This window comes from Gemmobacter lutimaris (assembly GCF_003570715.1).
GTDB lineage: Bacteria > Pseudomonadota > Alphaproteobacteria > Rhodobacterales > Rhodobacteraceae > Gemmobacter > Gemmobacter lutimaris.
The window spans coordinates 132,092-158,801 of record NZ_QXXQ01000009.1 but is presented as its reverse complement, the minus strand read 5'-3'; the positions used below and the strand labels follow the sequence as shown (position 1 = coordinate 158,801).

At 63.5% G+C, this 26,710-nt stretch carries 25 protein-coding genes; 16 read left to right on the top strand and 9 right to left on the bottom strand.

Annotated features, from left to right (window positions below):
* A partial coding sequence (locus D2N39_RS15655; RefSeq protein ID WP_233557203.1) for a homogentisate 1,2-dioxygenase occupies positions 1-148 on the bottom strand: 148 nt, incomplete at its 3' end.
* Between the two features lie 140 nt (positions 149-288).
* On the opposite strand from D2N39_RS15655, the gene maiA reads away from it, so the two are divergent.
* Positions 289-906, top strand: coding sequence for a maleylacetoacetate isomerase (gene maiA, locus D2N39_RS15650; RefSeq protein WP_119135713.1), 618 nt, complete (start codon positions 289-291; stop codon positions 904-906).
* On the opposite strand, the gene D2N39_RS15645 is transcribed toward maiA, so the two are convergent.
* Positions 903-2,021: an alpha-hydroxy acid oxidase gene (locus D2N39_RS15645; RefSeq protein ID WP_119135712.1), complete on the bottom strand. Its 1,119-nt coding sequence runs from the start codon at positions 2,019-2,021 to the stop codon at positions 903-905. The two genes, maiA and D2N39_RS15645, sit on opposite strands and share 4 nt — an antisense overlap.
* A 1-nt stretch (position 2,022) precedes the next feature.
* Positions 2,023-2,646: a helix-turn-helix domain-containing protein gene (locus D2N39_RS15640; protein WP_119135711.1), complete on the bottom strand. Its 624-nt coding sequence runs from the start codon at positions 2,644-2,646 to the stop codon at positions 2,023-2,025.
* Between the two features lie 261 nt (positions 2,647-2,907).
* On the opposite strand from D2N39_RS15640, the gene D2N39_RS15635 reads away from it, so the two are divergent.
* The 6 genes from D2N39_RS15635 to D2N39_RS15610 all read left to right on the top strand — a co-directional run bounded on the left by D2N39_RS15635 (position 2,908) and on the right by D2N39_RS15610 (position 10,055).
* Positions 2,908-3,933, top strand: a complete 1,026-nt coding sequence (locus D2N39_RS15635) for a TRAP transporter substrate-binding protein (protein WP_119135710.1) — start codon at positions 2,908-2,910, stop codon at positions 3,931-3,933.
* A 46-nt stretch (positions 3,934-3,979) separates the two neighbouring features.
* Positions 3,980-4,495 carry a TRAP transporter small permease gene (locus tag D2N39_RS15630; protein WP_119135709.1) on the top strand — a complete coding sequence of 172 codons (516 nt, stop codon included), beginning with the start codon at positions 3,980-3,982 and terminating at the stop codon, positions 4,493-4,495.
* Between the two features lie 3 nt (positions 4,496-4,498).
* Positions 4,499-5,800 (top strand): TRAP transporter large permease, encoded by a 1,302-nt coding sequence (locus D2N39_RS15625; RefSeq protein WP_119135708.1) that lies wholly within the window; start codon positions 4,499-4,501, stop codon positions 5,798-5,800.
* 23 nt (positions 5,801-5,823) lie between these two features.
* Positions 5,824-6,723, top strand: coding sequence for a 4-hydroxy-tetrahydrodipicolinate synthase (gene dapA, locus D2N39_RS15620; protein ID WP_119135707.1), 900 nt, complete (start codon positions 5,824-5,826; stop codon positions 6,721-6,723).
* 2 nt (positions 6,724-6,725) lie between these two features.
* Positions 6,726-8,150 carry an FAD-binding oxidoreductase gene (locus D2N39_RS15615; RefSeq protein ID WP_119135706.1) on the top strand — a complete coding sequence of 475 codons (1,425 nt, stop codon included), beginning with the start codon at positions 6,726-6,728 and terminating at the stop codon, positions 8,148-8,150.
* Positions 8,151-8,393: 243 nt separating this feature from the next.
* Positions 8,394-10,055: a Na/Pi cotransporter family protein gene (locus D2N39_RS15610; RefSeq protein WP_119135705.1), complete on the top strand. Its 1,662-nt coding sequence runs from the start codon at positions 8,394-8,396 to the stop codon at positions 10,053-10,055.
* Between the two features lie 6 nt (positions 10,056-10,061).
* Here the strand turns inward: D2N39_RS15610 and ubiB are convergent, their stop codons facing one another.
* Positions 10,062-11,585 (bottom strand): 2-polyprenylphenol 6-hydroxylase, encoded by a 1,524-nt coding sequence (ubiB, locus tag D2N39_RS15605; RefSeq protein ID WP_119135704.1) that lies wholly within the window; start codon positions 11,583-11,585, stop codon positions 10,062-10,064.
* Complete coding sequence (ubiE, locus tag D2N39_RS15600; RefSeq protein ID WP_119135726.1) at positions 11,585-12,334, bottom strand: bifunctional demethylmenaquinone methyltransferase/2-methoxy-6-polyprenyl-1,4-benzoquinol methylase UbiE; 750 nt, start codon at positions 12,332-12,334, stop codon at positions 11,585-11,587. Before ubiE ends, ubiB begins: the two co-directional genes overlap by 1 nt.
* A 94-nt stretch (positions 12,335-12,428) precedes the next feature.
* Here ubiE and mutM point away from each other — a divergent pair, with 94 nt between their 5' ends.
* From mutM to gyrB, 9 genes are all read left to right on the top strand, one after another.
* Positions 12,429-13,280 (top strand): bifunctional DNA-formamidopyrimidine glycosylase/DNA-(apurinic or apyrimidinic site) lyase, encoded by an 852-nt coding sequence (gene mutM, locus D2N39_RS15595; protein WP_119135703.1) that lies wholly within the window; start codon positions 12,429-12,431, stop codon positions 13,278-13,280.
* A 72-nt stretch (positions 13,281-13,352) separates the two neighbouring features.
* Entirely contained in the window at positions 13,353-14,129 is a 777-nt protein-coding gene (locus D2N39_RS15590) for an enoyl-CoA hydratase (RefSeq protein WP_119135702.1), read from the top strand.
* 148 nt (positions 14,130-14,277) lie between these two features.
* Positions 14,278-14,544, top strand: a complete 267-nt coding sequence (gene rpsT / locus D2N39_RS15585) for a 30S ribosomal protein S20 (protein WP_119135701.1) — start codon at positions 14,278-14,280, stop codon at positions 14,542-14,544.
* A gap of 511 nt (positions 14,545-15,055) precedes the next feature.
* Positions 15,056-16,432 (top strand): chromosomal replication initiator protein DnaA, encoded by a 1,377-nt coding sequence (gene dnaA / locus D2N39_RS15580; protein WP_119135700.1) that lies wholly within the window; start codon positions 15,056-15,058, stop codon positions 16,430-16,432.
* Between the two features lie 170 nt (positions 16,433-16,602).
* Positions 16,603-17,721 (top strand): DNA polymerase III subunit beta, encoded by a 1,119-nt coding sequence (dnaN, locus tag D2N39_RS15575; RefSeq protein ID WP_119135699.1) that lies wholly within the window; start codon positions 16,603-16,605, stop codon positions 17,719-17,721.
* Positions 17,722-17,802: 81 nt separating this feature from the next.
* Complete coding sequence (gene recF, locus D2N39_RS15570) at positions 17,803-18,894, top strand: DNA replication/repair protein RecF (RefSeq protein WP_119135698.1); 1,092 nt, start codon at positions 17,803-17,805, stop codon at positions 18,892-18,894.
* A complete protein-coding gene (locus D2N39_RS15565; RefSeq protein WP_119135697.1) occupies positions 18,891-19,319 on the top strand; it encodes a VOC family protein in 429 nt (142 codons plus the stop codon). The genes recF and D2N39_RS15565 overlap by 4 nt, the downstream gene beginning before the upstream one ends.
* A 7-nt stretch (positions 19,320-19,326) precedes the next feature.
* Positions 19,327-19,947 (top strand): LysE family translocator, encoded by a 621-nt coding sequence (locus tag D2N39_RS15560; RefSeq protein WP_119135696.1) that lies wholly within the window; start codon positions 19,327-19,329, stop codon positions 19,945-19,947.
* An 80-nt stretch (positions 19,948-20,027) separates the two neighbouring features.
* A complete protein-coding gene (gyrB, locus tag D2N39_RS15555; RefSeq protein WP_119135695.1) occupies positions 20,028-22,478 on the top strand; it encodes a DNA topoisomerase (ATP-hydrolyzing) subunit B in 2,451 nt (816 codons plus the stop codon).
* Positions 22,479-22,481: 3 nt separating this feature from the next.
* On the opposite strand, the gene D2N39_RS15550 is transcribed toward gyrB, so the two are convergent.
* Genes D2N39_RS15550 through flhA form a run of 4 tightly spaced genes read right to left on the bottom strand, consistent with a single transcriptional unit; the run spans position 22,482 to position 26,708 of the window.
* Complete coding sequence (locus tag D2N39_RS15550; protein WP_119135694.1) at positions 22,482-22,811, bottom strand: hypothetical protein; 330 nt, start codon at positions 22,809-22,811, stop codon at positions 22,482-22,484.
* Positions 22,808-23,881 carry an EscU/YscU/HrcU family type III secretion system export apparatus switch protein gene (locus D2N39_RS15545; RefSeq protein WP_119135693.1) on the bottom strand — a complete coding sequence of 358 codons (1,074 nt, stop codon included), beginning with the start codon at positions 23,879-23,881 and terminating at the stop codon, positions 22,808-22,810. The genes D2N39_RS15550 and D2N39_RS15545 overlap by 4 nt, the downstream gene beginning before the upstream one ends.
* A complete protein-coding gene (locus D2N39_RS15540; RefSeq protein WP_119135692.1) occupies positions 23,878-24,651 on the bottom strand; it encodes a flagellar biosynthetic protein FliR in 774 nt (257 codons plus the stop codon). Before D2N39_RS15540 ends, D2N39_RS15545 begins: the two co-directional genes overlap by 4 nt.
* Positions 24,648-26,708, bottom strand: a complete 2,061-nt coding sequence (flhA, locus tag D2N39_RS15535; protein WP_119135691.1) for a flagellar biosynthesis protein FlhA — start codon at positions 26,706-26,708, stop codon at positions 24,648-24,650. Before flhA ends, D2N39_RS15540 begins: the two co-directional genes overlap by 4 nt.
* Between the last annotated feature and the right edge of the window lie 2 nt (positions 26,709-26,710).

Below are 26,710 nucleotides of genomic sequence, written 5' to 3'. Positions count from 1 at the left end.
TCTGCGGCGAATTCTGACCCTGAGGCAAAGCACCCGACAAGGCCTCCGTCTCAAAATCATTCCCAAAACCAGACATGTACCCAAACTGCCCGCCAGCAAAAATACCACCAGCACGCCGAAGCCCGGACACATCAATGTCATTCGTCATGGCAACCCCCCTCCGTTCATCCTGCCGCCCCTCCGGGGGGTATGCAGATAAATAGTTGCAGATGTAACGAAGTCAAGATATTTATTGCAAATGAAACGAGTGACCCAGACATCGCGCCTGGCGCGACAGGAGACCAGAAAATGATCCGTCTGTTCGATTACTGGCGTTCATCGGCCAGCTACCGGGTGCGAATCGCATTGGGGCTTGCCGGTCTGCACTGGGAAAGCATTCCGGTTGATCTGGTCGCCGGCCACCAGCGCGCTGACGAACATCTGACGCGCAACCCACAGGGTCTGGTACCAGTGCTGGGCATCGACGGACTGTCGCTGACACAATCGCTGGCCATCGTCGAATATCTGGACGAAACGCGCGGGCTGAACCTGCTCCCCGGATCGGCGGGGGATCGGGCGCGCATCCGTGCCATCGCCCATGCCATTGCGATGGAGATCCACCCGGTCTGCAACCTGCGCGTCGCACGTTATGCGGTGGCACAATCCAATGGCGGGATCACCATGGAAAGCTGGATGCGCGACATGATTTCGCCCGGCCTGCGCGCCGTCGAGGAGATGGTGGATCATGGGAACCATTGCTTTGGCGCCGGGATCACGCTGGCAGATATCTGCCTTGTGCCGCAGCTTTACAATGCGCGGCGCTGGGGAGTGGACCTGACAACGACACCCCGCCTGACCCGGATTGGCGCGCATCTGGAAAGCCTGCCCGCCTTTGCAGCCGCACACCCGGATCTGGCACCGCACTAGGCTTCAGCGGGCAGCAGATAGTTCAGCGCCTCGGCATATTCGGCGCGCAGGACCGCCAGCATTTCGCGCACGCCTGCCTCGCCGCCCGAGGCCAGCGCCCAGAGCGGCAGCCGACCGAGCATGACGCCCCGCGCCCCGCGTGTGGTATAGCGCAGAACGTCAAGACCACGTTTCACGCCGCTGTCCGCCAGAACTGTCAGGCGCCCCGCAACCGCATTGACGATCTGCGGCAGAACGTCGATGGGCGCGGGGGCTGCGTCAAAATTCCGAGCGCCGTGCGAGGAAACGACAATACCGTCGGCACCAGCCTCAACCGCGCGCCGTGCATCTTCGGGCGACAGAATGCCTTTCAGGATCAGCGCGCCGGACCAGCGGTCGCGCAGCCAGGCGACGTGATCCCAGTTCAGCCCCGGCATCAAGGACAGGCGCGGATCGACCGGCGGGCCGATCAGGCGGGGGCGCAGACCCTCGGGGTAATTGTCCATCTGCGGGATACCTCCACGCAGCACCTGCGGCAGCATCACCCCCGCCAACCAGTTGGGGCGCAGCGCAAGGTCGATCAGGCTGCGCGCGCACATGCGGAAGGGCATGTTGAAGCCGCTTTGCAGGTTCCATTCCTTGCGTGATCCGGCCGGAGTATCCACCGTCATCACCAGCACCCGAACACCGGCATCGCGCGCGCGGCGCAGCAGGGCCTCGGTGAAGCTCAGCTCGCGCCAGAGGTAAATCTGCATCCAGATCACAGTTTCGGGCGATGCGCGGGCGATGTCATCCACCCCGCTGACCGATTGGGTGGACAATGAAAACGGGATGCCCGCCGCCCCGGCCGCCCGCGCCAGCGCAGCCTCGCCCTGCCGATGCACCAGCCCGGCCATGGCCGTAGGGGCGATGATGAAGGGTGCGGCGAAGCGTTCCCCGAACAAGGCGCAGCCGGTGTCGGGGTGGGGCCGCCCCTGCAAGGCACGCGGCATGATTTCGGCGGCATCCAGCCGGGCGCGCAGGGCCCGCAGGCTGGCTTCCTCGCCCACGCCCCGGTCGATATAGTCGAACAGCCCGCGCGGCAGGCGACGGCGAGCGTTGCGCCGGGCCGCATCGAAACTGAGGAAGGTCGCCATTTCAGGCGCTCACCACCCAGATGACCTCGGCATCTTCGTCGCTGGCCGTCGTCCAGCAATGCGGGACATTGCCGTCGTAATAGACGGAATCGCCGGGGCCGAGTTCCAGCGGCTCATAGACCTTGGAATGCAGCAGCATCCGGCCCGAAACGACCCAGAGAAAGATTTCGGCATCCGATTGCGGCCAGACCGGGTAATCGGTTGTGCTCCGGGCGGTCACACGGGTGCGCACGGGCACCATGCGCTTGTTCTTCAAATCGCTGCACAACAGGCGGTTCTGGCAGGATTGCGAGGTATGCGCCTTGCCCTCACCCTGACGGCTGACCGCGCGACGCCCCGGCGCGGTGGCGACCCGGCTGGGCGCCAGCAGCTCGGCCGGTTCCACCCCGAAGCCCGAGGCGATCTTCACAAGAGTTGAAACGGTCGGAGACAGGTCGTTCCGCTCGATCTTCGACAGGGTGGAGGCGGCCACACCCGACAACCGCGCGCATTCCTGAAGCGTCAGCCCGCGCGCCTTTCGCAGACCGATGATTCGCTCGCCGATCGCCTCTTCGGCGGGCTCCGCAGGCTCGCTTGCCGCAAGCGTTTCCGTCTGACTCAGTAGCGTCTGACCGCTGACCAGCATTGCACACCTTTCAAACAGCGCCCTGTTGCCCGGGCCGGATCAATATTTCGCGTAACCCATTTCACCGGAAGGCTTCTCCGCAACAGGCAGCCGGCTCTGTGGGTCGTCTTTCCCATCCATGCATCTTAGCGAAACATCGGTCAAAAAGGAAATGCAGTTTTCGTATAATAAAATTATTGACGAAACGAGAATTTTTGCACAGGCTTTTTCTAGGCGCGGAACAGCCGCCACAACGAAATCCAAAGCCGACGGGGAAAATATATGAGCTATTTCCGTAACATGCGCCTTGGCGCAATGACTGCTTGCGCCCTGATCATCGGGGGCGTTGCGGCCCATGCCGAAACCGTGCGCTTCGCCCATGTCGATGGCGAAGGCGACCTTCTGGCCAATACCTACTGGACCTATACAGAGGTTTTCTCCAGTTCGCTCGCCGCGCAGACCGGCGGTAAATATGAAGTGCAGGTGTTCCCCAACGGCCAGATGGGCGATCTGGAATCGCTGGCCGAACAGAACGTCCGCGGATCGCTGCAAATGGTGGGCGGGCTGAACGCCGGGCACCTTGCGGCTTATGCGCCCGTCGCCTCGGTGCTGGAGCTGCCCTACAGCTTCCCTTCCACCGCCGTGGCGCGCGAGGTGCTGAACGGGCCCTTCGGGCAGAAGCTGTCCGATCTGGTCGCCGAACAATCGGGCGTACGCATCCTTGCCTATCTGCCCTCGGCCTTCCGCAACTTCTCGTCCTCGACCAAGCTCATCAAGTCGCCCGCCGACATGAAAGGCATGAAGATGCGCACCCAGCAGGTGCCGATTCACGTCGCCATGGTCGAGGCTCTGGGTGCCTCGCCAACGCCGATTGCCTGGGCCGAGCTTTACAGCGCGCTTCAGACCGGCGTCGTGGATGGGCAGGAAAACGCGCCCTATACCATGCTGATGGCGAATTTGCAGGAGGTGCAGAAGTATTACACGCTGGATCACCACCTGATCAACATGCCGCTGATCACCGTCAACGAGGATTACTGGAAGGCCCTGCCCGACGAGGACAAGCGCGCTTTCAAGGCTGCCGCTGACGAGGCTGCCTTCGCCATGCTGGGCGTGATCGCCGCGAAGGAATCGCAGGATCTGGCCGTGATCCGCAAGGCGGGCGTTGAAATCTACCAGCCGACGCCGGAAGAGTTCCAGCAATTCGTCGATGCGGCGCGCGGGCCGGTGGCCAAGATCCTGGCCGAAACCACCGGACAGGAAATCATTGACGAACTGACCGCCGCCGTCGCCGCCGCGCAGGCCAACTGAGCCAACGGCGGGCGGTTCGCCGCCCGCCCCTTCCCTCGGGGTGCCCATGCTTCCGCTACTTGAACGCCTTGCCACGGTCCTGTCGTGGGTCACCTCCGCCGTAGCGCGGGTTCTGCTGCTGATCATCTTCGGCGTGCTGTTTCTTCAGGTTGTGCTGCGCTACGCCTTCGGCTTCTCGCTGCCCTGGCCCGAGGAAGTCTCGCGTTACCTGATGGTCTGGGTCGTGATGCTGGCAGGCAGTCTGCTGGTCCGCGACGATCAACTGGTCCGCGTCGATTTCTTCGATCACTTCTGGCCGCAACGCCTGCTGGGCTACCGCAACGCTGCCTTCCGCCTGCTGCTGGCGGCGATGCTGGCGGTTCTGGTCTGGAAAGGGTTCGAGAATGCCCTGTTCGGTCAGCGCCGTCAGGCGGTCACGCTGGGAATATCGTTCTTCTGGATTTACCTCTCGGTCCCGGTCGGCGCCGCCCTGATGCTGTTTCACATGCTGGTGCTGGCGCTGCGTGACCTGATCCGCGGCCCGGTCGATACCGGCCCCTCCATCCTGAATTCGGAGATCTGAGCGATGGATCAGCCGCTTCTTGCCATCGTCGGTCTGCTGCTGGCGCTGATGCTACTGGGCAGCCCCGTGATCTTTGCCATCGGCTTTGCGGGTCTTGCCTATTTCTTCGTGAAACCCGGCATGACCGACATGCTGGATATCTACGCCCACAAGTTCTTCACCGGGATGGATGTGTTCATCTGGCTGTCGATCCCGCTGTTCATCATTGCGGGCGAGATCATGAGCGCCATCGGCATGACCGAGCGGCTGGTGAACCTGTCGCGCCTGCTGGTCGGGCGGCTACGCGGGGGGCTGGCCTATGTGAACGTCGTGGGCTCCATGATGTTCGCGGGCGTATCGGGATCGGCGCTGGCCGACATTTCGGCACTTGGTCCGGTCGAGATCGAGATGATGGAGAAAGACGGCTACGACAAGGATTTCTCGGCCGCGCTGACCGTCAGTTCGGCCATTCAGGGGCCGATCATCCCGCCCTCGATTCCGCTGATCATGTTTTCGGCGCTGACCAATACTTCGGTCGCGGCGCTGTTTCTGGCCGGTGCCGTGCCGGGCATGATGCTGGGTCTGGGTCAGATGGCGCTGATCTTCATCATGGCGCGGCGCTTCGGCTTCAAGGCCAACCCCATCGCCAACCTGACGCTGGCGGTGGCGCTGAACATCGTCGGCAATGCCTTCTTCGCCATCTTCATGCCGATGATCATCATCGGCGGCATCATCTCGGGCATCTTCACCGCGACCGAGGCGGCGGCGGTGGCCGTGGCCTACGCGCTGCTGGTGGGTTTTCTGGCCTATCGCAATCTCAGCCTCAAGGCGCTGTGGGCCATCCTCGACCGTTCTGCGCGCACCTCGGCCTCGGTTTACCTGATCGTCGGTTTCGCCACGATCATTTCCTGGGTGCTGGCGAATGAACGGCTGCCGAACCAGTTGGGCGATCTGGTGGCGGCCTATAACCTGCAACCCTGGATGCTGCTGCTGGCGCTGAACATCTTCTTCCTCATCAACGGGCTGTGGATCGGTGATTCCGTCCAGCTTCTGCTGTTCGCGCCGCTGTTCACCCCGATCCTCGCACAGATGGGCGTCGATCCGGTGCATTTCGGGGTCATCATGGTGATGAATGTGATGATCGGACTGATGACCCCCCCCTACGGGCTGGCGCTTTACCTCGGCTCGTCAATCTCGGGCGTTTCGCTGGGGCGGATCGTGCGCGCCTCGCTTCCCTTCCTCTGCTCCAACCTCGTGGTGCTGCTGCTGGTGACCTATGTGCCGGCGATTTCGCTGACGCTGCCGCGACTGCTGGGCTTTCTCTGATCGTTTGACCAAGGACCAAGACCATGACTTTGACCAAGGATGACCTGCACGGGCTGTTCACCGCCATCGTGACGCCCTTCACCGCCGAAGGCGCGGTGGATTATGACGCGGTCAAGGCGTTGGTGAAGCGGCAACTGGCGGCGGGCGCCACAGGGATCGTGCCGATCGGTGGCACCGGCGAATACCCCGCCCTGTCGCGGGGCGAGCGCGCAGGCGTGGTATCCGCCTGTGTCGAGGCGGCAGAAGGCGCCCCGGTCCTGCCCGGCGTGCTGTCCACCGGCTATGAGGATGCGCTGGAGGCCGGGCGCGACTTTCTGGCGGCGGGGGCTGCTGGTCTGATGCTTGTGACGCCCTATTACGCGGTCGGCCCGCAGGAAGGCATGCGCGCCTATTTCGCCCGCTACCGCGATACGGTGGACCTGCCGCTCATGGCCTATGAAATTCCGCGCCGCACCAATGCCGCGCTCAGCCCGGAAACCTATGCCCGGCTGGCAGAGGATGGCACGATCATCGGCATGAAATATTCCAACTATGACGTGCCGGGCTTCATCGCCACGCTGCGCGAGGCAGGCGACCGGCTGGCCGTGCTCAGCGGCGAGGAACCACTGTTCGCCACCCATGTGGCACTGGGGGCGAAGGGCGGCGTTCTGGCTTCGGCCTCGCTTTATCCGGAATACTGGATCAAGGTCTTCGATCTGGCCCGCAACGGCGATCTGGCCGGGGCGCTGGCCATGCAGCACCGCATTGACCCGGTGCTGACGGCGATCTACCGCGAAACCAACCCCGGCCCGCTGAAGGCGTTGATGAAGATGGCCGGGCAAGACATGGGCCCGGTGCGCCTGCCTCTGACCGCGCCTTCGGCCGAGACGATGGCAATGCTGACCGCCGTTCTGGGCCACATCGGGCAAAGCGAGGCCGCCTGACCATGACCGCCGATCCCGCGCTGCTGGCCGAGCTCACCACGATCCTCGGCCCGAAGGGGCTGCTGACCGAAGCGGCGGACATTGCCCCCTATGTCACTGATTTTCGGGGTCGTCGCAGTGGCACGGCGCTGGCGGTTCTGCTTCCGGCGACGGTTGACGAGGCTGCGGCGGCGGTCCGGGCCGTTACCGCGCGCGGGATCGCGGTCTTTCCACAGGGCGGCAACACCGGGCTGTGTTATGGTGCGGTGCCGCAAGCGGGGGTGGTGATCGGTCTGAAACGGATGCGCCGGTTGCGGCAGGCCGATCTGCATTCCGGCCTGCTGACCGTGGATGCGGGGATGACACTGGCCGAGGTCCATGCCGAGGCGGAAAAGCTGAACCTGCAATTCCCGCTTTACCTCGGATCCGAAGGCACCGCACAGATCGGCGGGTTGATCGCCACCAATGCCGGCGGCACCGGCGTGTTGCGCTATGGTGCGATGCGCGATCTCGTGGCGGGGGTCGAACTCGTGCTGGCCGACGGGCGCGTGCTGTCCGATCTGGGCGGCCTGCGCAAGAACAACACCGGCTACTCCATGACCCAGCTCGTCGCCGGGTCCGAGGGCACGTTGGGGGTGATTACGGGTGCCGTGCTGCGCCTTGCGCCCCGGATGCAAAGCCGCGCCGATTGCTGGCTTGGTTTCGCCTCGGTCGATCAGGCGCTGGAGGTGGCCACCCGCATCCGCGCCACTTTCGGCGCGCTGGTCGAGGCGCTGGAAATGATCGACCGCGCCGAGGCGAGCTATGTGGTGCGCCACTTCCCCGACATCCGCATGCCTTTGGCGGCGCTTCCCGACTGGTCGCTGATGGTGCAGCTTGCGTCCTCGCGCGCCGATGACGTGCTTGCACCGCAATTGGAAGCCCTGCTGGCAGAGGCTATGGAGGAAGGGCTGATCGCCGATGCGGTGATCGCCCAAAGCGAGGCGCAGGCCGAAAACATCTGGCATTTCCGCCATTCGGTGACCGAGGCGAACAAGCTGACAGGGGTGGGCGTGGTGCTGGATACCTCGGTCCGGCCCTCCGAGGTGGCGGGCTTCATCGCCGATGCCGACCGCGTGGCCGCCGCGCGTTTCCCACAGGCCGAACGCGCCATCGTCGCCCATCTGGCCGATGGGAATGTGCATTACATCCTGATGTTCCCGCGCGAGTTCTGGACCGCCCTCCCCGACAAGGAGGCGATGGAACTGGAGGTCGAGCGTGCCATTCATGACGTGGCCATCGCCCATGGCGGCAGCTTCTCGGCCGAGCATGGCATCGGCCGAAAGCTGACCGAGGAAATGGCGCGACTGGTCGATCCTGTCCGGCTGGACATGATGGCCGGCATCAAGGCGGTGTTCGACCCGCAGTGCCTGATGAACCCCGGCGCCCTGCTGCCACCGCGCGGCTGAGCACCACTCTCCCGATCCTGTGACCCAAGGACAGAAATCTGCGCGCTGGTAAAGCGCGCGGAAGCGCGGCACTATGCCTGAAAAACGCGCAAACACCGGACGCACAGGAATGCCCCCGATGCCCCGACCACAAGCCGGACCCAAAGGCGGGTAGCCCCGCCTGCCCGCAGGCTATACCGCATTTTGTAACAGTTTGATGACATATCCAGGCTCCGCCCCCCGGCGCCAGACCCGAGAGACCAGATGACCGAAACCTCGCCCCTGCTGTTCCTGATCCATGTCTCCGGCGCGGCCGCGCTGCTGCTGTGGTCGGTGCGGCTGGTGCGGACCGGGGTGGAGCGTGGCTGGTCGGTGCTGTTGCGCAAGCTTTTGCGGCGCGGGGCAGAAAACCGGGCTGTCTCGGCCGGGATCGGAATCATGGCGGCAGTGCTGCTGCAAAGCTCTACTGCCGTGGCGATCCTGACGGCGAATTTCGTGGCCTCAGGCGCGATGCCGGCGGTGGCGGGGCTGGCAACCATGCTGGGCGCCGATGTCGGCTCGGCCATCGTGGCGCAGATCCTGATGACGCGGGCCGACTGGCTGGTGCCTCTGCTGCTGATCGGCGGGGTGGGGCTGTTCCTCAAAGGCAAACAGCGGCATTCGCGCATGGGCGGACGCATCCTGATCGGGCTGGCGCTGATCTTCGTCTCACTTTCCATGCTGCGTGACGCGACCGAGCCCTTGCGCGACAGCCCTGCGCTGGTGTCGGCCATGGGTTATCTGGGCGGCGATCCGATGACGGCCTTCGTCATCGGCGCGTTGCTGGCGTGGATGATGTATTCCTCGGTCGCAGCGGTGCTGCTGTTCGTCACACTGGCGGCGCAGGGCGTGCTGCCCGTTACCGCAGGCGTCGCCATGGTGCTGGGCGCCAATCTGGGCGGCGCGGTCATCGCCTATATGCTGACACTCGGCGCCGAACTTGCGGCGCGGCGGGTGATCCTTGCCAATCTGGCGCTGCGCGGCGGCGGAGCCCTGATCGCGCTGATCGTGCTCTTGCTGCTGGCACCGCCACTTGAGATGATTGGCGCCACGCCTGCCCGGCAGGTCATCAACCTGCATCTGCTGTTCAACCTTGCGCTCGCCCTGATCGCGCTGCCGCTGGTCAGCCCGATCCTGCGCGCGGTCTCCGCCTGGGTGCAGGCTCCGCCCGACGCGGCGCAACTGACGCGGCTTTCGGCGCTGGATCCCGCGGCACTGACGAAGCCCGACCGCGCACTGGCCTGCACCGCGCGCGAGGTGTTGATGATGGGCGAAATGGTCGAGGCGATGCTGCGCCCCGTCATCTCGCTGTTTCAGAAATGGGACGACGACACCGCCGCCGCCATCAAGACCAAAGAGGCCGAAATCAGCCGGATGCACCTTGAGGTGAAGCTGTATCTGGCCCGCATCCAGCGCGCGGCGCCGGATGAGGATACCAATGGCCGTGTGATGGAACTGGCGGAAATGGCAGTCAACATGGATGGCGCCAGCAACACGATCAGCGATTCCATCGTGGCGCTGGCCAAGCGGCTGGATCAGGAAGGCACGCGCTTTTCCGCGACCGGCTGGAAGGAACTGTGCGATTTCCACGACCGTGTTCTGTCGAATGCACAAGCGGCGCTGAACGTGCTGATGACGCTGAATCCCGATGCCGCCCGCGCGCTGGTCGAGGAAAAGGACCATGTGCGCGATCTGGAACAGCAATTGCAGCGGTCGCACCTGGAGCGGCTGCGCGAGGGGCTTTCCGAAAGCATCGAGACGTCGAGCGTGCATCAGGAGACGTTGCGCGCGCTGAAACAGGTGAACTCGGCCTTCACCATGATCGCCTATCCGATCCTGTCGGAAACCGGCGACCTGCTGTCCAGCCGGCTCAGCAAGGCAAGCTGAGCCGCCTCAGACCAGTGCGCCCAGAACAACGCCTGCCCCGACCAGCGCGCCCCCCGCCAACATCCAGAGCGCGGGATGCAGCGGGCGTTTCGGCTCTGCCTCCGGGCGCGACTGGCGCACAAGCTGCGCCTCGACCAGGGCGGGCAATTTCGGCCCGAACCGGCCCAGAACCTGCGCTGTCTGCACCAGATCGCGCAACAGGGCGCGAGGGCCGATGTTGGTCTTGATATAGCCTTCGACCACCGGGTGGGCGACCTGCCAGATGTTGATATGCGGGTCCAGACCACGCGCCACGCCCTCAACCACCACCATGGTGCGCTGCAACAGGATCAGCTCGGTCCGGGTCTGCATTCCGAAGCGTTCCGTCACCTCGAACAGATAGGCCAGCAGCCGCGCCATCGAAATGCGGCTGGCGTCCATGCCGAAGATCGGCTCGCCCACCACGCGCAGCGCGCGTGCAAATTCGTCGATGTCGCGGTCCGCGGGCACATAGCCAGCCTCAAAATGCACCTCGGCGACGCGGCGGTAATCCTTGCGGATGAAGCCGAACAGGATTTCGGCATAAACGCGGCGGGTATAGTCATCCAGCCGCCCCATGATCCCGAAATCATAGGCGATGATCGCACCATCGGCCCCGACCTTCAGGTTGCCCTGATGCATGTCGGCATGGAAATAGCCGTCGCGCAGCGCATGGCTGAGAAACAGCTCCAGCACCCGCGCGCCCAGCGCCACGCGGTCATGCCCGGCGGCATCCAGTGCGGCATTGTCGGCCAGCGCGATGCCCTCGGCCCAGCCCAGCGTCATCACATTGCGGCTGGACAGCGCCCAGACGGGTTTAGGCACCCGGAAACCCGCGTCAGTTTCGGTATTTGCCGCAAACTCGGCCGCAGCGGCGGCTTCCAGCCGCAGGTCAAGCTCGCCCATCACCACGCCCTCGAAATGGGCAATGACATCCTTTGGCCGCAACCGGCGCGAGGCGGGCGAGATCAGCTCGATCGCCTGCGCGGCGAACCAGAAGGCGTCGATGTCCTTGCGGAAGGCGCGTTCGATGCCGGGGCGCAGCACCTTGACCGCGACCTCCTCGCCGGTTTCCGCCAGCCGGGCGCGATGCACCTGCGCGATGGAGGCGGCGGCGACGGGTTCGGAAAATTCGATGAATTCGGAGGAGACCGAGATGCCCAACTCCTCCTCGATCATCCGCTTGGCGGTTTCGACCGGGAAGGGCGGCAGCTTGTCTTGCAGGTATTTCAGCTGCTCGGCCAGTTCCTCGCCCACGATGTCGGGACGGGTCGAAAGGATCTGACCGAACTTGATATAGGCCGGACCCAGCGCAGTCAGCGCGCGCGTGGTCGGCGGCAGCGCCGGGTCGCCCTTCAGACCCAGCCATTTGAACGGCCAGCCCAGCACCCGTGCGACGGCACGCAAACGCGGCGGCGCGTCCATCGCGGCCAGAACCTGCCCGATGGCGCCCGTGCGCTCCATCGTGGCCAGCGTCCGCACGAGGCGGATGATGTTGTGCGGCCCGCGCATCAGATCTTCCAGCCGGAATGCAGCGCGGCAATGCCCATGGTCAGGTTGCGATACTTCACCTGCCCGAAGCCCGCCTGCCGGATCATCCCGGCAAAGGTTTCCTGATCGGGGAACTTACGGATGCTTTCCACCAGATACTGATAGCTGTCACGGTCCCCCGCGATCACCTGCCCCATCACCGGGATCAGGTTGAAGCTGTAAAGGTCATAGGCCTTCTGCATCAGATCATTGGGGATCTGGCTGAATTCCAGCACCATCAGCCGCCCGCCGGGGCGCAGCACACGGAACGCCTCGTTCAGCGCATCCTGCACGCGGGTCACGTTCCGGATGCCGAAGCTGATCGTGTAGACATCGAAGGTATTGGCCTTGAAGGGGAGCGCCATCGCATCGCCCACCACCCAATCCAGCCGGTCGGCCATGCTGTCCGCCTCGGCCCGCCGGCGGCCCTCGACCAGCATCGATTCGGTCATGTCCAGAACGGTGGCATGCGCACCCGGCGCGCGCTTGAGGTAACGGAAGGACACATCCCCCGTGCCACCCGCCACATCCAGCAGCTTCGTCCCCGGACGCGGCGCCAGCCAGTCCATCATCGCATCCTTCCAGATGCGGTGGATGCCAAGGCTCATGGCGTCGTTCATCACGTCGTATTTGCTGGCGACGCGGGTGAAGACACCATGCACCATCCCGGCCTTTTCGGCCTCGTTCACCGTCTGAAAGCCGAAATGGGTGGTTTTCTGATCGTCTGTCATCGGATACTCGCAGGGCTTGCCGTCGCGGCGCTGGACCTCCTTATAGGCCAGAGCGTGCCCGCCGCAATGCGCCGATCTGTCCGAAGGGGAAGCCATGCCCGAACTGCCCGAGGTTGAAACCGTCCGCCGTGGCCTTTTGCCGGTGATGGAGGGGCAGGTGATCGCCCGCGCGCAGGTGAACCGCCCCGACCTGCGCTGGCCCTTCCCGCCCGGCATGGCCGACCGGCTGACCGGGGCGAAGGTGAACACCCTGCGGCGGCGGTCGAAATACATCCTTGCCGATCTTTCGACAGGCGAGACGCTGCTGATCCATCTGGGCATGTCGGGGCGGATGCTGATTTCCGGGGCGCAGGTGGGCGGCTTTCACCACGACCACCCGGCGCCTGCCAAGCATGATCATGTCGTGCTGGATATGGAGGGTGGCGGCCGCGTCACCTTCAACGATGCCCGCCGCTTCGGCGCGATGGATCTGATGCCCACCGCCACGGCCGAGGCGCATCCGCTGCTGTCCGTTCTGGGGCCGGAGCCTCTGGGCAACGATTTCCACGAGGATTATCTGGCCTCCCGCCTGAAAGGCCGGGCCACGCCGGTCAAATCGGCACTGCTGGATCAACACCTGGTGGCGGGGCTGGGGAACATCTACGTCTGCGAGGTGCTGTTCCGCGCCGGTATCCACCCTGCCCGCCTTGCCCGCGACATTTCGCCCGCCGAGGCCGCGCGCCTGGTGCCGCTGATCCGCGAGGTTCTGGCCGAGGCCATAGAAGCGGGCGGATCATCGCTGAAGGATTACCGGCAAGCCGATGGCGAACTGGGCTATTTCCAGCACAGTTTCCGGGTCTATGACCGCGAGGGCCAGCCCTGCACGACGCCCGGTTGCACGGCACATCTGCACCGGATCGTGCAATCGGGGCGCTCAAGCTTCTTCTGTCCCGCCTGCCAGAAGTAACGTCGGGACTGCGGGCTTGCACGTTTCCGTGAGGCTGATAGGACTCGGCCCAGACCAAAGGGGAGCCTCCGCATGGCCTATGAGACGCTGATCGTCGAGATCGAGGATTATATCGCGCTGATCCGCCTGAACCGGCCGGACGCGCTGAATGCACTGAACAGCAAGCTGCTTTCCGAACTGGCGGTGGCGCTGGGTGAGGCCGACAAGGACGATTCGGTGCGCTGCATCATCATCACCGGGTCCGAGAAAGCCTTCGCCGCAGGTGCCGACATCAAGGAAATGTCGGAGAAAACCTTTGTCGATATGTTTGGCGAGGATTTCTTCGCCCGCGAATCCGACGCCATCATGCGCACCCGCAAGCCGATCATTGCGGCAGTATCCGGCTATGCACTGGGGGGCGGCTGCGAACTCGCCATGGCCTGCGATTTCATCATCGCCTCGGACACGGCGAAATTCGGTCAGCCCGAAATCAATCTTGGCGTTGTGGCCGGAATCGGTGGCACCCAGCGCCTGACACGCTTTGTCGGCAAATCGAAGTCGATGGACATGCACCTGACCGGCCGCTTCATGGATGCCGCCGAGGCCGAACGCTCGGGCCTTGTCAGCCGTGTGGTGCCCGCCAAGGACCTGCTGTCGGAAACGAAGAAGGCCGCGGCCAAGATCGCCGAGAAATCCATGCTGACCAGCCTCGCGGTCAAGGAATGCGTGAACCGCAGCTACGAAACCACGCTGCGCGAAGGCATCCTGTTCGAGCGCCGGGTGTTCCACGCCCTCTTCGCCACCGAGGATCAGAAGGAGGGTATGGCCGCCTTCCTTGAAAAGCGGCAGCCGCAGTTCCGCGACCGCTGATTCCGCTTCCCTTTGCCGGGAATCTGACCTATAGGCCCACGGTACATGCGCGTGGGCCCGCTTAGGCAAGAATCATGACCTTCCCGAAGGGACGGTCGCCTTGGGTCTATTGTAGCAACCGAAACAGAAGACCCGAAGGATTAAGCCCATGGCCAATACGCCCCAGTCCAAGAAACGCGCCCGTCAGTCCGAAGCGCGCTATGCCGTCAACAAGGCCCGTCGTTCGCGCATCCGCACCTACCTGCGCAAGGTCGAGGAAGCTCTGGCCTCGGGTGATCAGGCGGCTGCCACCGAAGCCCTGAAAAATGCCCAGCCGGAACTGGCGCGCGGCGTGACCAAAGGTGTTCTGCACAAGAACACTGTGGCGCGCAAAATGTCGCGTCTGGCCTCGCGCGTGAAGGCCCTGAACGCCTGATCTGCCCGAATCCATCGTGACATGAAGGTCACGCCCTAAGCGCGCCAAACGGCGCGCTTTTTGCGTTTTCAAGCCCGTTTTTCGCCAATTTCAGCGTTTTTCAGAGCGTTCGTGGCACGTTTGCACGCGACTCGGGATTCGCTGCCACAAACTTCTGTCAACAGCGAAGTTCGGTTGCAGGCGCCTCGTGCGGCGGGCTAGCTTGGCCCTGCGATTCCGCTGTCCTGGGGGACACACGCGATTGCGATCCGAAGCCATGGGCTGCCGCCCTGCATGCTGCCCATGCAGGGAACCTGGCTAGGATTGCAGTCTCTATGTGACATGGCCTGCGCTATTTTTGCGCAGAATCCGCCATTTGGCGCACATGACCGGAATATCCGGCCGTGAAGCCTCTGTCGTTTCCCCTGACCCAGCGAAATGCACGCGGCCAAGCCGCGCAAGTATGTGGGGATAGGGCGCCGTATGCGCCCCAACGTAGCCAAAGAACGGCACGGGACGGGTTGAAAAGAGAATGACAAACGAGACTTGGGGCGAGATTCGTGAGCAACTGGAAAAACGGCTGGGGAAGCATAACTACACCACCTGGATCGAGCCTCTGAAGCTTTCCGTGCTGAAGAATGGCGTCGCGCATTTCGAAGTGCCGACGACATTTTTTGGCGACTGGGTATCGCGCAACTATGGTGAGCATATCCGCAATCATCTGAATGCCGCCGGCGCCGAGATTTCGCGCGTGGAGTTTGCCGTTGGTGCGGGCGCAGTTGCCGCCAAGCCCATGCGCACGGCCGCCAAACCCGCCCCCCGCGCCAGCGAAAAAACCGCAGCCCGAAGCCGCCTGCGTGACGACGATCTGCCCGGCGCCCCGCTGGATGCCCGCTTCACCTTCGACAGTTTCGTGGTTGGCAAGCCGAACGAGCTTGCCCATGCCGCCGCGCGCCGCGTGGCCGAAGGTGGGCCGGTGACCTTCAACCCGCTGTTTCTGTATGGGGGTGTCGGCCTTGGCAAAACGCACCTGATGCATGCCATCGCGCACGAACTTCAGCAGCGCAAACCTGACCTGCGCGTGCTTTACCTGTCGGCCGAACAGTTCATGTATCGCTTCGTACAGTCGCTGCGCGACCGTTCGGTCATGGATTTCAAGGAGATGTTCCGCTCGGTCGATGTGCTGATGGTCGATGACGTGCAGTTCATCGCAGGCAAGGATTCGACGCAGGAAGAATTCTTCCATACGTTCAACGCGCTGGTAGACCAGAACAAGCAGATCGTGATTTCCGCCGACCGCGCGCCGGGCGAGATCAAGGATCTGGAGGAGCGCATCAAGAGCCGCCTGCAATGCGGTCTCGTGGTGGATCTGCACCCGACGGATTACGAGCTGCGTCTTGGCATCCTGCAACAGAAGGCCGAATTCTACCGCGACCAGTATAAAGGTCTGGTGATCGCGCCGGGCGTGCTGGAATTCCTTGCACATCGTATCAGCACCAATGTCCGCGTGCTGGAGGGGGCGCTGACCCGCCTGTTCGCCTTTGCAAGCCTCGTCGGCCGCGAAATCACGCTGGACCTGACGCAAGACTGCCTTGCCGACATCCTGCGCGCCTCGGACCGCAAGGTCACCATCGAGGAAATCCAGCGCAAGGTAGCGGAACATTACAACATCCGCCTCAGCGACATGATCGGGCCGAAGCGTCTGCGCAACATCGCCCGGCCGCGTCAGGTGGCGATGTATCTGGCCAAGCAGCTGACGCCGCGCAGCCTGCCGGAAATCGGCCGCCGCTTCGGCGGACGCGACCACACCACCATCATGCATGGTGTCCGCAAGATCGAGGAACTGATGGCGACCGACAGCCAGTTGGCTGACGATCTGCAACTGTTGCGGCGTCTTTTACAAGGCTGACCACGCGGCGGCAGGCGGGGCAGGAATGCAACGCCCTGCCGGTCACGCCTGCCCTGACCTGACGGCTGTGACTTGACGGCCACGCCGTTCCGGCCGAATGTCGCCGAAATTGCTTGAGAACCGGCGGGAACCGGCTAATTTCGGTATCCCGCAAGCGAAGGATGACAGGGATGAAGATCAGCATTGAACGCGGCACGCTGCTCAAGGCCGTGGCTCAGGCGCAGTCTGTGGTGGAACGGCGCAATACCATCCCGATCCTCGCCAATGTGCTGATGGAGGCGGAAGGCGCCCAGATCAGCTTCCGCGCCACCGATCTTGACATCGAAGTGGTGGACCGTGCCCCCGCCATGGTGGAACGCCCCGGCGCCACCACGGTCTCGGCCGTGATGTTGCATGAAATCGTGCGCAAATTGCCTGATGGCGCGCTGGTCACGCTGGCCGACGATCCTGCGGCCGGGCGGCTGACAGTGACCGCCGGGCGTTCGACCTTCAATCTGGCGACGCTGCCGAAAGAAGATTTTCCGATCATGGCCTCGTCGGAATATACGACGAACTTCGCCGCCGCCGCCCCGGTGCTGCGCCGCCTGTTCGACAAGGCGAAATTCGCCATCTCGACCGAGGAAACCCGCTATTACCTGAATGGCGTCTATATGCATGTCTCGACCGGCGAGGATGGCCCGGTGCTGCGCTGCGTGGCGACCGACGGGCACCGTCTGGCCCGGATCGACGCGCCGCTGCCGGAAGGCGCCGAGGGCATGCCGGGCGTCATCGTGCCGCGCAAGACAGTGAACGAGCTGCGCAAACTTCTGGACGATGACGAAGCGCAGATCGCGGTTTCGGTGTCCGAAACCAAGGTGCGCTTTGCGACGCCGGCCATCACCATGACCTCGAAGGTCATCGACGGCACCTTCCCGGATTACACCCGTGTCATTCCGATGAACAATTCGCGCCGGCTGGAGGTGGATGCCACCGATTTCGCCAAGGCGGTGGACCGGGTGGCGACCGTTTCTTCGGAACGCTCGCGCGCTGTGAAGCTGAGCCTTGACGAAGACCGGCTGATCCTGTCGGTCAATGCTCCGGACAGCGGCGCCGCCGAGGAGGAACTGGCCGTGGCCTATGGCGACGAGCGGCTGGAGATCGGATTCAACGCCAAATACCTGCTGGAAATCGCGAGCCAGGTGGACCGCGAAAATGCGGTGTTCCTGTTCAACTCCTCCGGCGATCCGACCCTGATGCGCGAAGGCAATGACACTTCGGCGGTCTATGTCGTGATGCCGATGCGCGTCTGACGCCGACGCGGGACAAGGCAACGGCGGCGCCTCTGGCCGCCGTTCTTTTGAGTATTTGGGCAAGAAGCAAAAGGGGTTCGGGTGAGCGGTCTGGCGATCCTGACGCTTCAGCTTTCGCATTTCCGCAGCCATCGCGCCGCGCGGCTGGAGTTTGACGGGCGGCCGGTGGCGCTGGTCGGGGCCAATGGTGCGGGCAAGACCAATATCCTTGAGGCGGTGTCGCTGCTCTCGCCCGGCCGTGGCTTGCGGCGCGCGGCGGCGGAAGATCTGGCACGGCGGCCCGAGGCGATCGGCTGGAAGATCGCGGCTACCGTGGCGGGTTTGAGCGCGGCGCATGAGCTGGAAACCTGGGCCGAGGGCGGGCCGCGTCAGGTGCGGATCGACGGCAAGACCGCACCGCAACTGGCACTCGCGCGCATTCTGCGCATGGTTTGGCTGGTGCCCGCGATGGACCGGCTATGGATCGAGGCGGCGGAGGGACGGCGGCGGTTTCTGGATCGCACGGTGCTGAGCTTTTCGCCCGATCATGCCGAGGCCGTTCTGACTTACGAAAAGGCCATGCGTGACCGCAATCGGCTGTTGAAGGACGAGGTTCGCGACCCGCATTGGTATGGCGCGCTGGAGGCGCAAATGGCGGCCTCTGGCGCGGTGATCGCTGCGAACCGCGCCGATGCGCTGGCACGGCTGACGGCCGCGCAGGAGGGGGCGGAGACCGCCTTTCCCCGCGCATCACTGACGCTGGTTCACCCCGAAGGCGAGGTGGATGACCTTGCCGCCGCGCTGGCAGAAAACCGGCGCCGAGACATGGCGGCAGGGCGCACGCTACTGGGGCCGCATCGCATTGACCTGCAAGCTGTGTTCAGCGCCAAGGGCGTGCCCGCCGATCAATGTTCGACAGGCGAGCAGAAGGCGCTGCTGATCAGTTTGATGCTGGCCAATGCGCGGGCGCTGGCCGCCGATCTGGGACGGCCGCCGATCCTTTTGCTGGATGAGGTGGCCGCGCATCTGGATGCCGGGCGTCGTGCCGCGCTTTATGACGAGATCTGCGCCCTGGGGGCGCAGGCGATCATGACCGGAACCGAGCCGGGACTGTTTGACAGTCTGGGCGCGCGCGGGCAAAGCTTCGCCATCGCCGATGACGTCGGCCTGTCGAGCATCCGGGAGGTGCCATGACCCCGCAGCGTGTGACCCTGATTACCCTTGGCGTGGCCGATCTGGCCGCCGCGCGCGCTTTTTATGCCCGGCTCGGCTGGCAGGAACATGCGCAAAGCCAGGAGACAGTGGCCTTCTTCCAGATCAACGGCATGGTATTTGGGCTGTTCGGGCGGGATGACCTAGCCACGGATCAGGGCCGCAAAGGGGCTGTTCTGGGCACCGGGGCTATCACGCTGGCGCAGAATTTTGCGACCGAGGCAGAGGTGGACGCGGCTTTTGCCGCCGCACTGACCGCCGGGGCAACCGCCCTGAAGGCACCTGAAAAGGTGTTCTGGGGCGGTTATTCCGGTTATTGGGCCGACCCGGATGGCCATGTCTGGGAAGTGGCCATGAACCCGTTCTGGCCGCTGGAAGCGGACGGCTCGCTGCACCTGCCGGAGTAACCCCATCTTGAGCATCACTTTCTGGCAATTGATCGTCTATGCGGGCGGCATGGCGGCGCTGTGGGCCATTCCCGGTCCGGTCTGGGTCGCCCTGACGGCGCGCGCGCTGTCCGGCGGATTCGCCGCCGCATGGCCTCTGGCCGTGGGCGTGGCACTGGGCGATCTGTTCTGGCCGCTGAGCGCCATACTGGGCCTCAGTTGGATCACCACGCTTTACGGCGATGTGCTGAGTCTCCTGCGCTGGGTCGCGGCGGCAATCTTTCTTGTCATGGGCGTGCTGCTTCTGCGGAAGAAACCGCAGGCGCCCGGCAGCGACAGCCGACTGACACGGCCGGGTCTCTGGGCCGGGTTTTCCGTAGGCTTGGCCGCGGTGATCGGCAATCCGAAGGCGATCCTGTTCTACATGGGCGCCTTGCCTGGCTTTTTTGATCTGGAGCGCCTGACAACGGCCGACATCATCGCCATTATCGCGGTTTCCGCCCTTGTGCCGATGCTGGGCAACCTTGGCCTTGCCCTGTTTCTGGACCGTGCGCGGGCACTCTTGTCCAGCCCGAAGAACCTGCACCGGCTCAATGTCGGCTCGGGCATGATGCTGATTGCCGTTGCGCTGGCGATCCCCTTCCTTTGACGGTCAATTCACCCCCCTAGGGGTGACATTCCCTACCCCAGTCGCTATAAATCGCGGACAATTCGAGGGATGTTCGATACATGGCCGAAGCCGCGAAGAAGCCGAGTGAATACGGCGCCGATTCCATCAAGGTTCTCAAGGGGTTGGAGGCTGTTCGCAAGCGCCCCGGCATGTATATCGGCGACACCGATGATGGCAGCGGCCTGCATCACATGGTCTATGAGGTCGTCGATAACGGCATCGACGAGGCGCTGGCCGGACATGCCGATTATGTGCATGTGAAAATCCACGCTGACGACAGCGTTTCGGTGCGCGACAACGGCCGCGGCATCCCGGTTGATATGCACGCGGAAGAGGGCGTTTCGGCGGCCGAAGTCATCATGACGCAGCTGCACGCGGGCGGTAAGTTCAACAATACCGACGAAGGGGGCAACGCCTACAAGGTGTCTGGCGGTCTGCACGGCGTTGGTGTTTCGGTTGTGAACGCGCTGTCGGAATGGCTGGAACTGACGGTCTGGCGCAATGACACCGAATATCGCGCGCGGTTTGAGCACGGCGAATGTGTGGTTCATGTGCATGAGGTTGGCCCGGCACCCGGCCAACGCGGCACCGAAGTGCGGTTTCTGGCTTCCGCCAAGACCAACCGGCCGGATGGCACGTTTTCCAACCTCGACTACAGTTTCAAAACGCTGGAAACCCGGTTGCGCGAACTGGCTTTCCTGAATTCCGGCGTGCGGATCATCCTTGAGGACGACCGACATGCCGAGCCGGTCAAGACCGAGCTCTATTATGATGGCGGCGTTCGGGAATTCGTGAAATACCTCGACCGTTCAAAGACTTCGGTCATGCAGGAGCCCATCTACATGGTGGGCGAACGCGGCGGAATCGGCGTCGAGGTGGCGATGTGGTGGAATGATAGCTACCATGAAACCGTATTGCCGTTCACAAACAATATCCCGCAGCGCGACGGCGGCACCCACCTCGCAGGCTTGCGCGGGGCGCTGACCCGCACCATCACCAAATACGCGCAGGACAGCGGAATCGCCAAGCGCGAGAAGGTCGATTTCACCGGCGACGACGCGCGCGAGGGGCTGACCTGCGTGCTGAGCGTGAAGGTGCCGGACCCCAAATTCTCCAGCCAGACCAAGGACAAGCTGGTCTCGTCCGAGGTGCGGCCCGCGGTCGAGAACCTTGTGAACGAAAAGCTGGCCGAATGGTTCGAGGAAAATCCGGCGCAAGCCAAGATCATCGTCGGCAAAATCATTGAGGCCGCACTGGCGCGCGAGGCGGCGCGCAAGGCGCGCGAACTGACCCGGCGCAAGACCGCAATGGATGTCGCCTCGCTGCCCGGCAAGCTGGCGGATTGTCAGGAAAAAGACCCGGCGCTGTCGGAACTGTTCATCGTCGAGGGGGACTCGGCCGGTGGTTCCGCCAAGCAAGGCCGTTCGCGCAAACAGCAGGCGGTTCTGCCGCTGCGGGGCAAGATCCTGAATGTGGAACGCGCGCGGTTTGACCGGATGCTGTCGTCCGAAACCGTGGGCACGCTGATCACAGCCCTGGGCACCGGAATCGGCCGCGACGAATTCGACATCGGCAAGCTGCGCTATCACAAGATCATCATCATGACCGACGCCGACGTAGACGGCGCGCATATCCGCACCCTGTTGCTGACCTTCTTCTACCGGCAGATGCCCGCGATCATCGAGGGCGGCTTCCTCTATATCGCGCAGCCGCCGCTTTACAAAGTTTCTCGTGGAAAATCAGAAGTTTACCTGAAAGATCAGGCCGCTTTCGAAGACTATCTGATCGAACAGGGCACCGATGGCGCCGTGCTGCGCCTTGGTGACGGGACCGAGATTGCCGGGGCCGATCTGGGTCGCGTGGTCGATGGTGCCCGCGCCTTCCGCCGCGTTCTGGAGGCTTTCCCGACGCATTATCCCCGCAATATCCTTGAACAGGCCGCGCTCGCCGGGGCCTTTGATGCGGGCCGCGCCGATGCGGATCTTCAGGCAGTGGCCGAATCCGTCGCCCGGCGTCTGGATGCGGTGGCGGTGGAATATGAACGCGGCTGGCAAGGCCGCATCACGCAGGACCACGGCATCCGCCTCAGCCGCGTGTTGCGCGGGGTCGAAGAGCTGCGCACCTTGGACGGCGCGGTTCTCCGCTCGGGCGAGGCGCGCAAGCTGTCGCAGGTCGCAGGCGGAATGAAAGAGTATTTCGCCACCGAATCCCGGTTGGCGCGGAAAGACCGTGAATTGCCAATTCACGGGCCTGGCGACCTGCTGCGGGCTGTGCTGGCCGAAGGCGAAAAGGGCCTGACCCTTCAACGCTACAAAGGTCTGGGCGAGATGAACCCCGAACAGCTGTGGGAAACCACGCTGGACCCCGATGCCCGCACCCTGTTGCAGGTGCGCGTCGATGATGTGGCCGAGGCAGATGACCTGTTCACCAAGCTGATGGGCGATGTCGTCGAACCACGGCGCGAATTTATCCAGCAGAACGCGCTGAACGTCGAAAACCTCGACTTCTGAGTGTTAGCGGCGGCCCGATGCGGCCAGACGGTGCAAGACTTCCGCCCGTCCGAAAGCCTGCCTGGCGTCGGCCTGCCGCTGCATGACCGTCACAGTCTGGCGCGCGAGTTGCATATTCAACTGGCGGCGCCTTTCATCTGCCCATTGCTGATAGGCTTGCGCCGCGCGCGCGGCTGCAAGCGGCGACAGACCTGTCGCAGGAAGGACCGCCAAGCCGGCAAGGTGGGCCTTTGTCATATCCCGTTCGGCTGCGGCGCGACGCAGATCCTCCAGCGCCCGGTCACGGATCAGATCGCTTAACGTAGCCAATTGCTTAAGCCGTTCGTCTGTCATCGCCCCCTCACCCGTTTTCGCATCGCATCGGCAAAACGGATCGCGGCCGCCACGGCACGGAACTGATCTGCCGGAATTTCATCACCAATCTGCATCACGGAGTGCAGCGCCCGCGCGGTGGGCGGATCACTGTGCATGGGCACGCCTGCCTCTGCCGCCCGTTCACGGATGCGCGCCGCGATCTCGTCCACCCCTTTCGCAACACAAACCGGGGCACGACCGGAAGCCTTGCTCCATTTCAGCGCCACCGCATAATGCGTCGGGTTGACGATCACCACGCTCGCCTCTGCCACATCACGCAGCATCCGGTTGGTGGCGATCTCTTGCCCGCGCTGGCGGCGCTGCCACTTGGCATGCGGATCGCCCTCGACCTCCTTGTGTTCATCCTTCATCTCTTGCCGCGACATGCGATTCTGGCGGCGATGTTCTGCAATCTGCCAAAGGTAATCCAGCATTCCGATCACCAAAGCGGTCAACACCACAAGTGTCACGAAGCCGGTCAGAAGATCATCCAGAACCAGTAGCCCCTGTTCCGGCGTCACACGCAGGGACGATACCACCTCATCCATCCGACCGGTCAGAAAGGCCCCCAGGATACCAGCCACGATTGCCAGTTTTACGGTGTTCTTTGCAAAATCGAACATCCCGCGCCGCCCGAACTTTTGCGTAGCTGTTGCAAGCGGAGAAATGCGCGAAAGCTTCGGCAACAGATTTGTGGGGGTAAACAGAAAGGCACGCTGTGCGGTCAAGGCCAACAGCACCATCATCGCGGGCAGGCCAAACACAGGCAGCAGCGGTAGCAGCAGATCCGGCAGAATGCCGACCAAGGATGCCCGCGCGCCGGCCGTCATTTGACGCGACAACAGATCGGCATTGGCCAGCACGCCCCCAAGTTGCGCAGCCAGATGCTGCGCCGACCAACCGCCGGTCAAAACAAGGGCAAGCAGAAATCCCGTATAGGCCGCCGCCGACAGCAGATCCTGTGATCGCGCGATCCGGCCTTCGCGGCGCTGATCGTCAAGCCGCTTCTGCGACGCCTCGAATGTCTTGTCGTCGCTATCCTCGCTCATGGCGCTGCCAGCGGATTGAGGAGAAAGCTCTCAACCGCGTCTGCCCAGACCGGCAGGATCAGCGGCGCCACCAGGGCAAACAAGGCGAGGCCCCCAAGGGTAAGCGCCGGGGCACCAATAAAAGCCACCATCAATTGCGGCATCGCCCGATTCACCACGCCGATCGCCACATTGTAAAGGAGCGAGCCGATAACGAACGGAGCGGCAAAGGCCAACGCAAGCCGGAAGGATCGGCCAACCTGCGCCAGCCCCCAATGCAGCAGGTCGCCCGAAGGCAATATGGTGCCGGGCGGAAAGGTGCTGTAGCTTTCGGCAAGGTATTGGGCGGCCCGCAGATGCAGGCCCAGAGTCATGAATAGCGCGAGGCCTGCGAGGCTGAGCGCATGCCCCATCGCGGGTTGCGACTCACCCATACCACCAAAGAACTGCGACAGCGAAGTGGCCTGCGCGATGATCGCACCGGCCGTTTGCAGCGCGAAGATGAAGAAGCGCAGGCCAAGCCCCAGCATCAGGCCAATGGCCGGTTCCGTCAGAAACAGGGTGAATCCCACGGTTTCGGGTTGCAGGCCCTGCGGCAGGACCATCGGGGTGACAATCAAGGTAAACGCAAGCGCCGCAACCAGCTTTATCCGCGCTGGCAGCATGGTTTCACCGAAGCCCGGCATCAATGCCACCGCCGCGCCAACCCTTAGCAATACGACCAGGGCCGCCGCGAAAAGCGGAGCGGCAAGGTCGCCAAGCTGTGTTAGCAAGGGAAACAGCCCCATCATGCAGGAACCGTGCCAATCATCGCCGGGCGTGCCTCCAGCCCGATTTCGTCATAGGACAGGACAGGCGTCGTCAGCCCCCGTGCCGCCAGAACCGTGCGCAGAAAGCGCCGTCGCAGGGTCGAGGTGACAAGCGCCGGGAAAGTGCCTGCTTCCGCCGCGCGCGACAGCCGCTCTGCCAGGGCGGTGGCAAGTCGGCCGAATTGTTCAGGCGGCAGGGCCACATCACGCAACCCGCGCTCTCCGTCGATCTGATAGGTGGCAAAGGTCTTTTCCCATTCGGGCGCCAGTTGCAGCAGCGGAATGGTGCCATCCTCGCGCTTCAACTCGGCCACCAGCTGGAAACCCAGCCGCTGCCGGACATGTTCGCAGATCGCCTCGGGGTGACCGAGGCCGCGCGCTTCGGCGATGGCCTCCAGGATCAGCGGCAGATTGCGGATCGAGACCCTTTCGTCCAGCAAAAGCCGCAGCACCGCCAACAGCATGTCAACCGGCACACGGTCAGGGACAAGTTCATCCAGCAACCGACGGTTCGCCTCGGCCCGCGACGGATCGCTGACCTTGACGAATTCGTCCAGCAGCCGACGAAGCCCCTTCAACGTCAGCAACCGCGCCAGATTGGCTTTCAGAACCTCAAGCAAATGCGTGGCCAGAACCTCGGCTGGTGTCACAACGGTCAATCCCGCAATGGCTGCGTCTTCCTGCGAGTCAGCCGCGATCCATCGTGCCGCAGCGCCATAAACGGGCTCGCGCACATCCATCCCCTCGGGCGCCGCCACACCTTCGGCCAGCAGCGCCAGCACCCGGTCCGGGATCAGACGATCACGCACCCGTTCGACCCCCTGAAGTCGGATGCGGTAGCTGCCCGGAGGCAACAGAGGATCGTCCGTCAGCCGGATTTCCGGCAGGATCAGCCCGAAGCTGGTGGCGATATGATTGCGCATATTCTGGATGCGCGCATCCAGCCCGGTTGCGGGGTCCAGCACCATCGGGATAAGACTGGGCGCGAATTCGATATGAATATCGTCGAAATCCAGCAGATCACCCAGGGATTTCCTTGCCGGTTCAGCCGCCACCTCTGCTTCAGTGGCGGGTGGCAAGGCGCGGCGGCGCAAGCCGTTCCACGCCAGACCGCCCAGCGCAGCCGCGCCCAGCATGAAAGGCAGAAAGGGCAGACCCGGCACCAGCGCAAACAGCGCGAGCAGCAGCGCCACTGTGCCCATTGCTGCCGGATATTGCCCAAGCTGATGGAAGAACGACACATCTACCGCCCCCGTCGCACCGCCACGCGCCAGCAGGATTGCCGCGGGGACCGAAATCACCACCGCCGGGATCTGGCTCACCAGACCATCGCCAACCGTCAGGATGGCGTAGGTTTCAAAGGCCCGGCCCACAGGCATGCCATGGATGACAATGCCCATGATCAGGCCCATGACAATGTTCAGCCCTGTGATCAGCAGGCCCGCCACAGCATCGCCCTTGACGAATTTCGACGCACCATCCAGCGAGCCGAAAAAGTTGGTCTCGGCCAGTTCGCGTTCCCGTCGCGTCTTCGCCTCTTCATGGGTGATCGCGCCTGCTGCCATGTCGGCGTCGATTGCAAGTTGCTTGCCCGGCATCCCGTCCAGTGCGAAACGGGCCCCGACCTCGGCCATGCGACCTGCCCCCTTTGTGATGACGGTAAAATTCACGATCATAAGGACGCAGAACACCACGACACCCAGAAGCAGATTGCCGCCCATGATGAAATTGGCAAAGCCTTCAATCACATGGCCGGCGGCGGCCGTGCCTGTATGCCCTTGACCGATGATCAGCTTGGTGGATGAGACGTTCAGCGCCAGTCGCAGCATCAGGGAGGACAGCAGGATTGTCGGGAAGGCCGAGAAATCCAGCGGGCGCTCCACGAACAAGGTGACGGTGAACATAAGGATGGCCAGCGCAAAAGACACGGCAAGCCCGATGTCCAGCAACCAGGTCGGCACCGGCAGGATCATCATGCCGATCACCGCCATCAGGGCGAGTGCCAGCAGAACGGTAGGGCGTGGCAGAAGTGCAATCATCC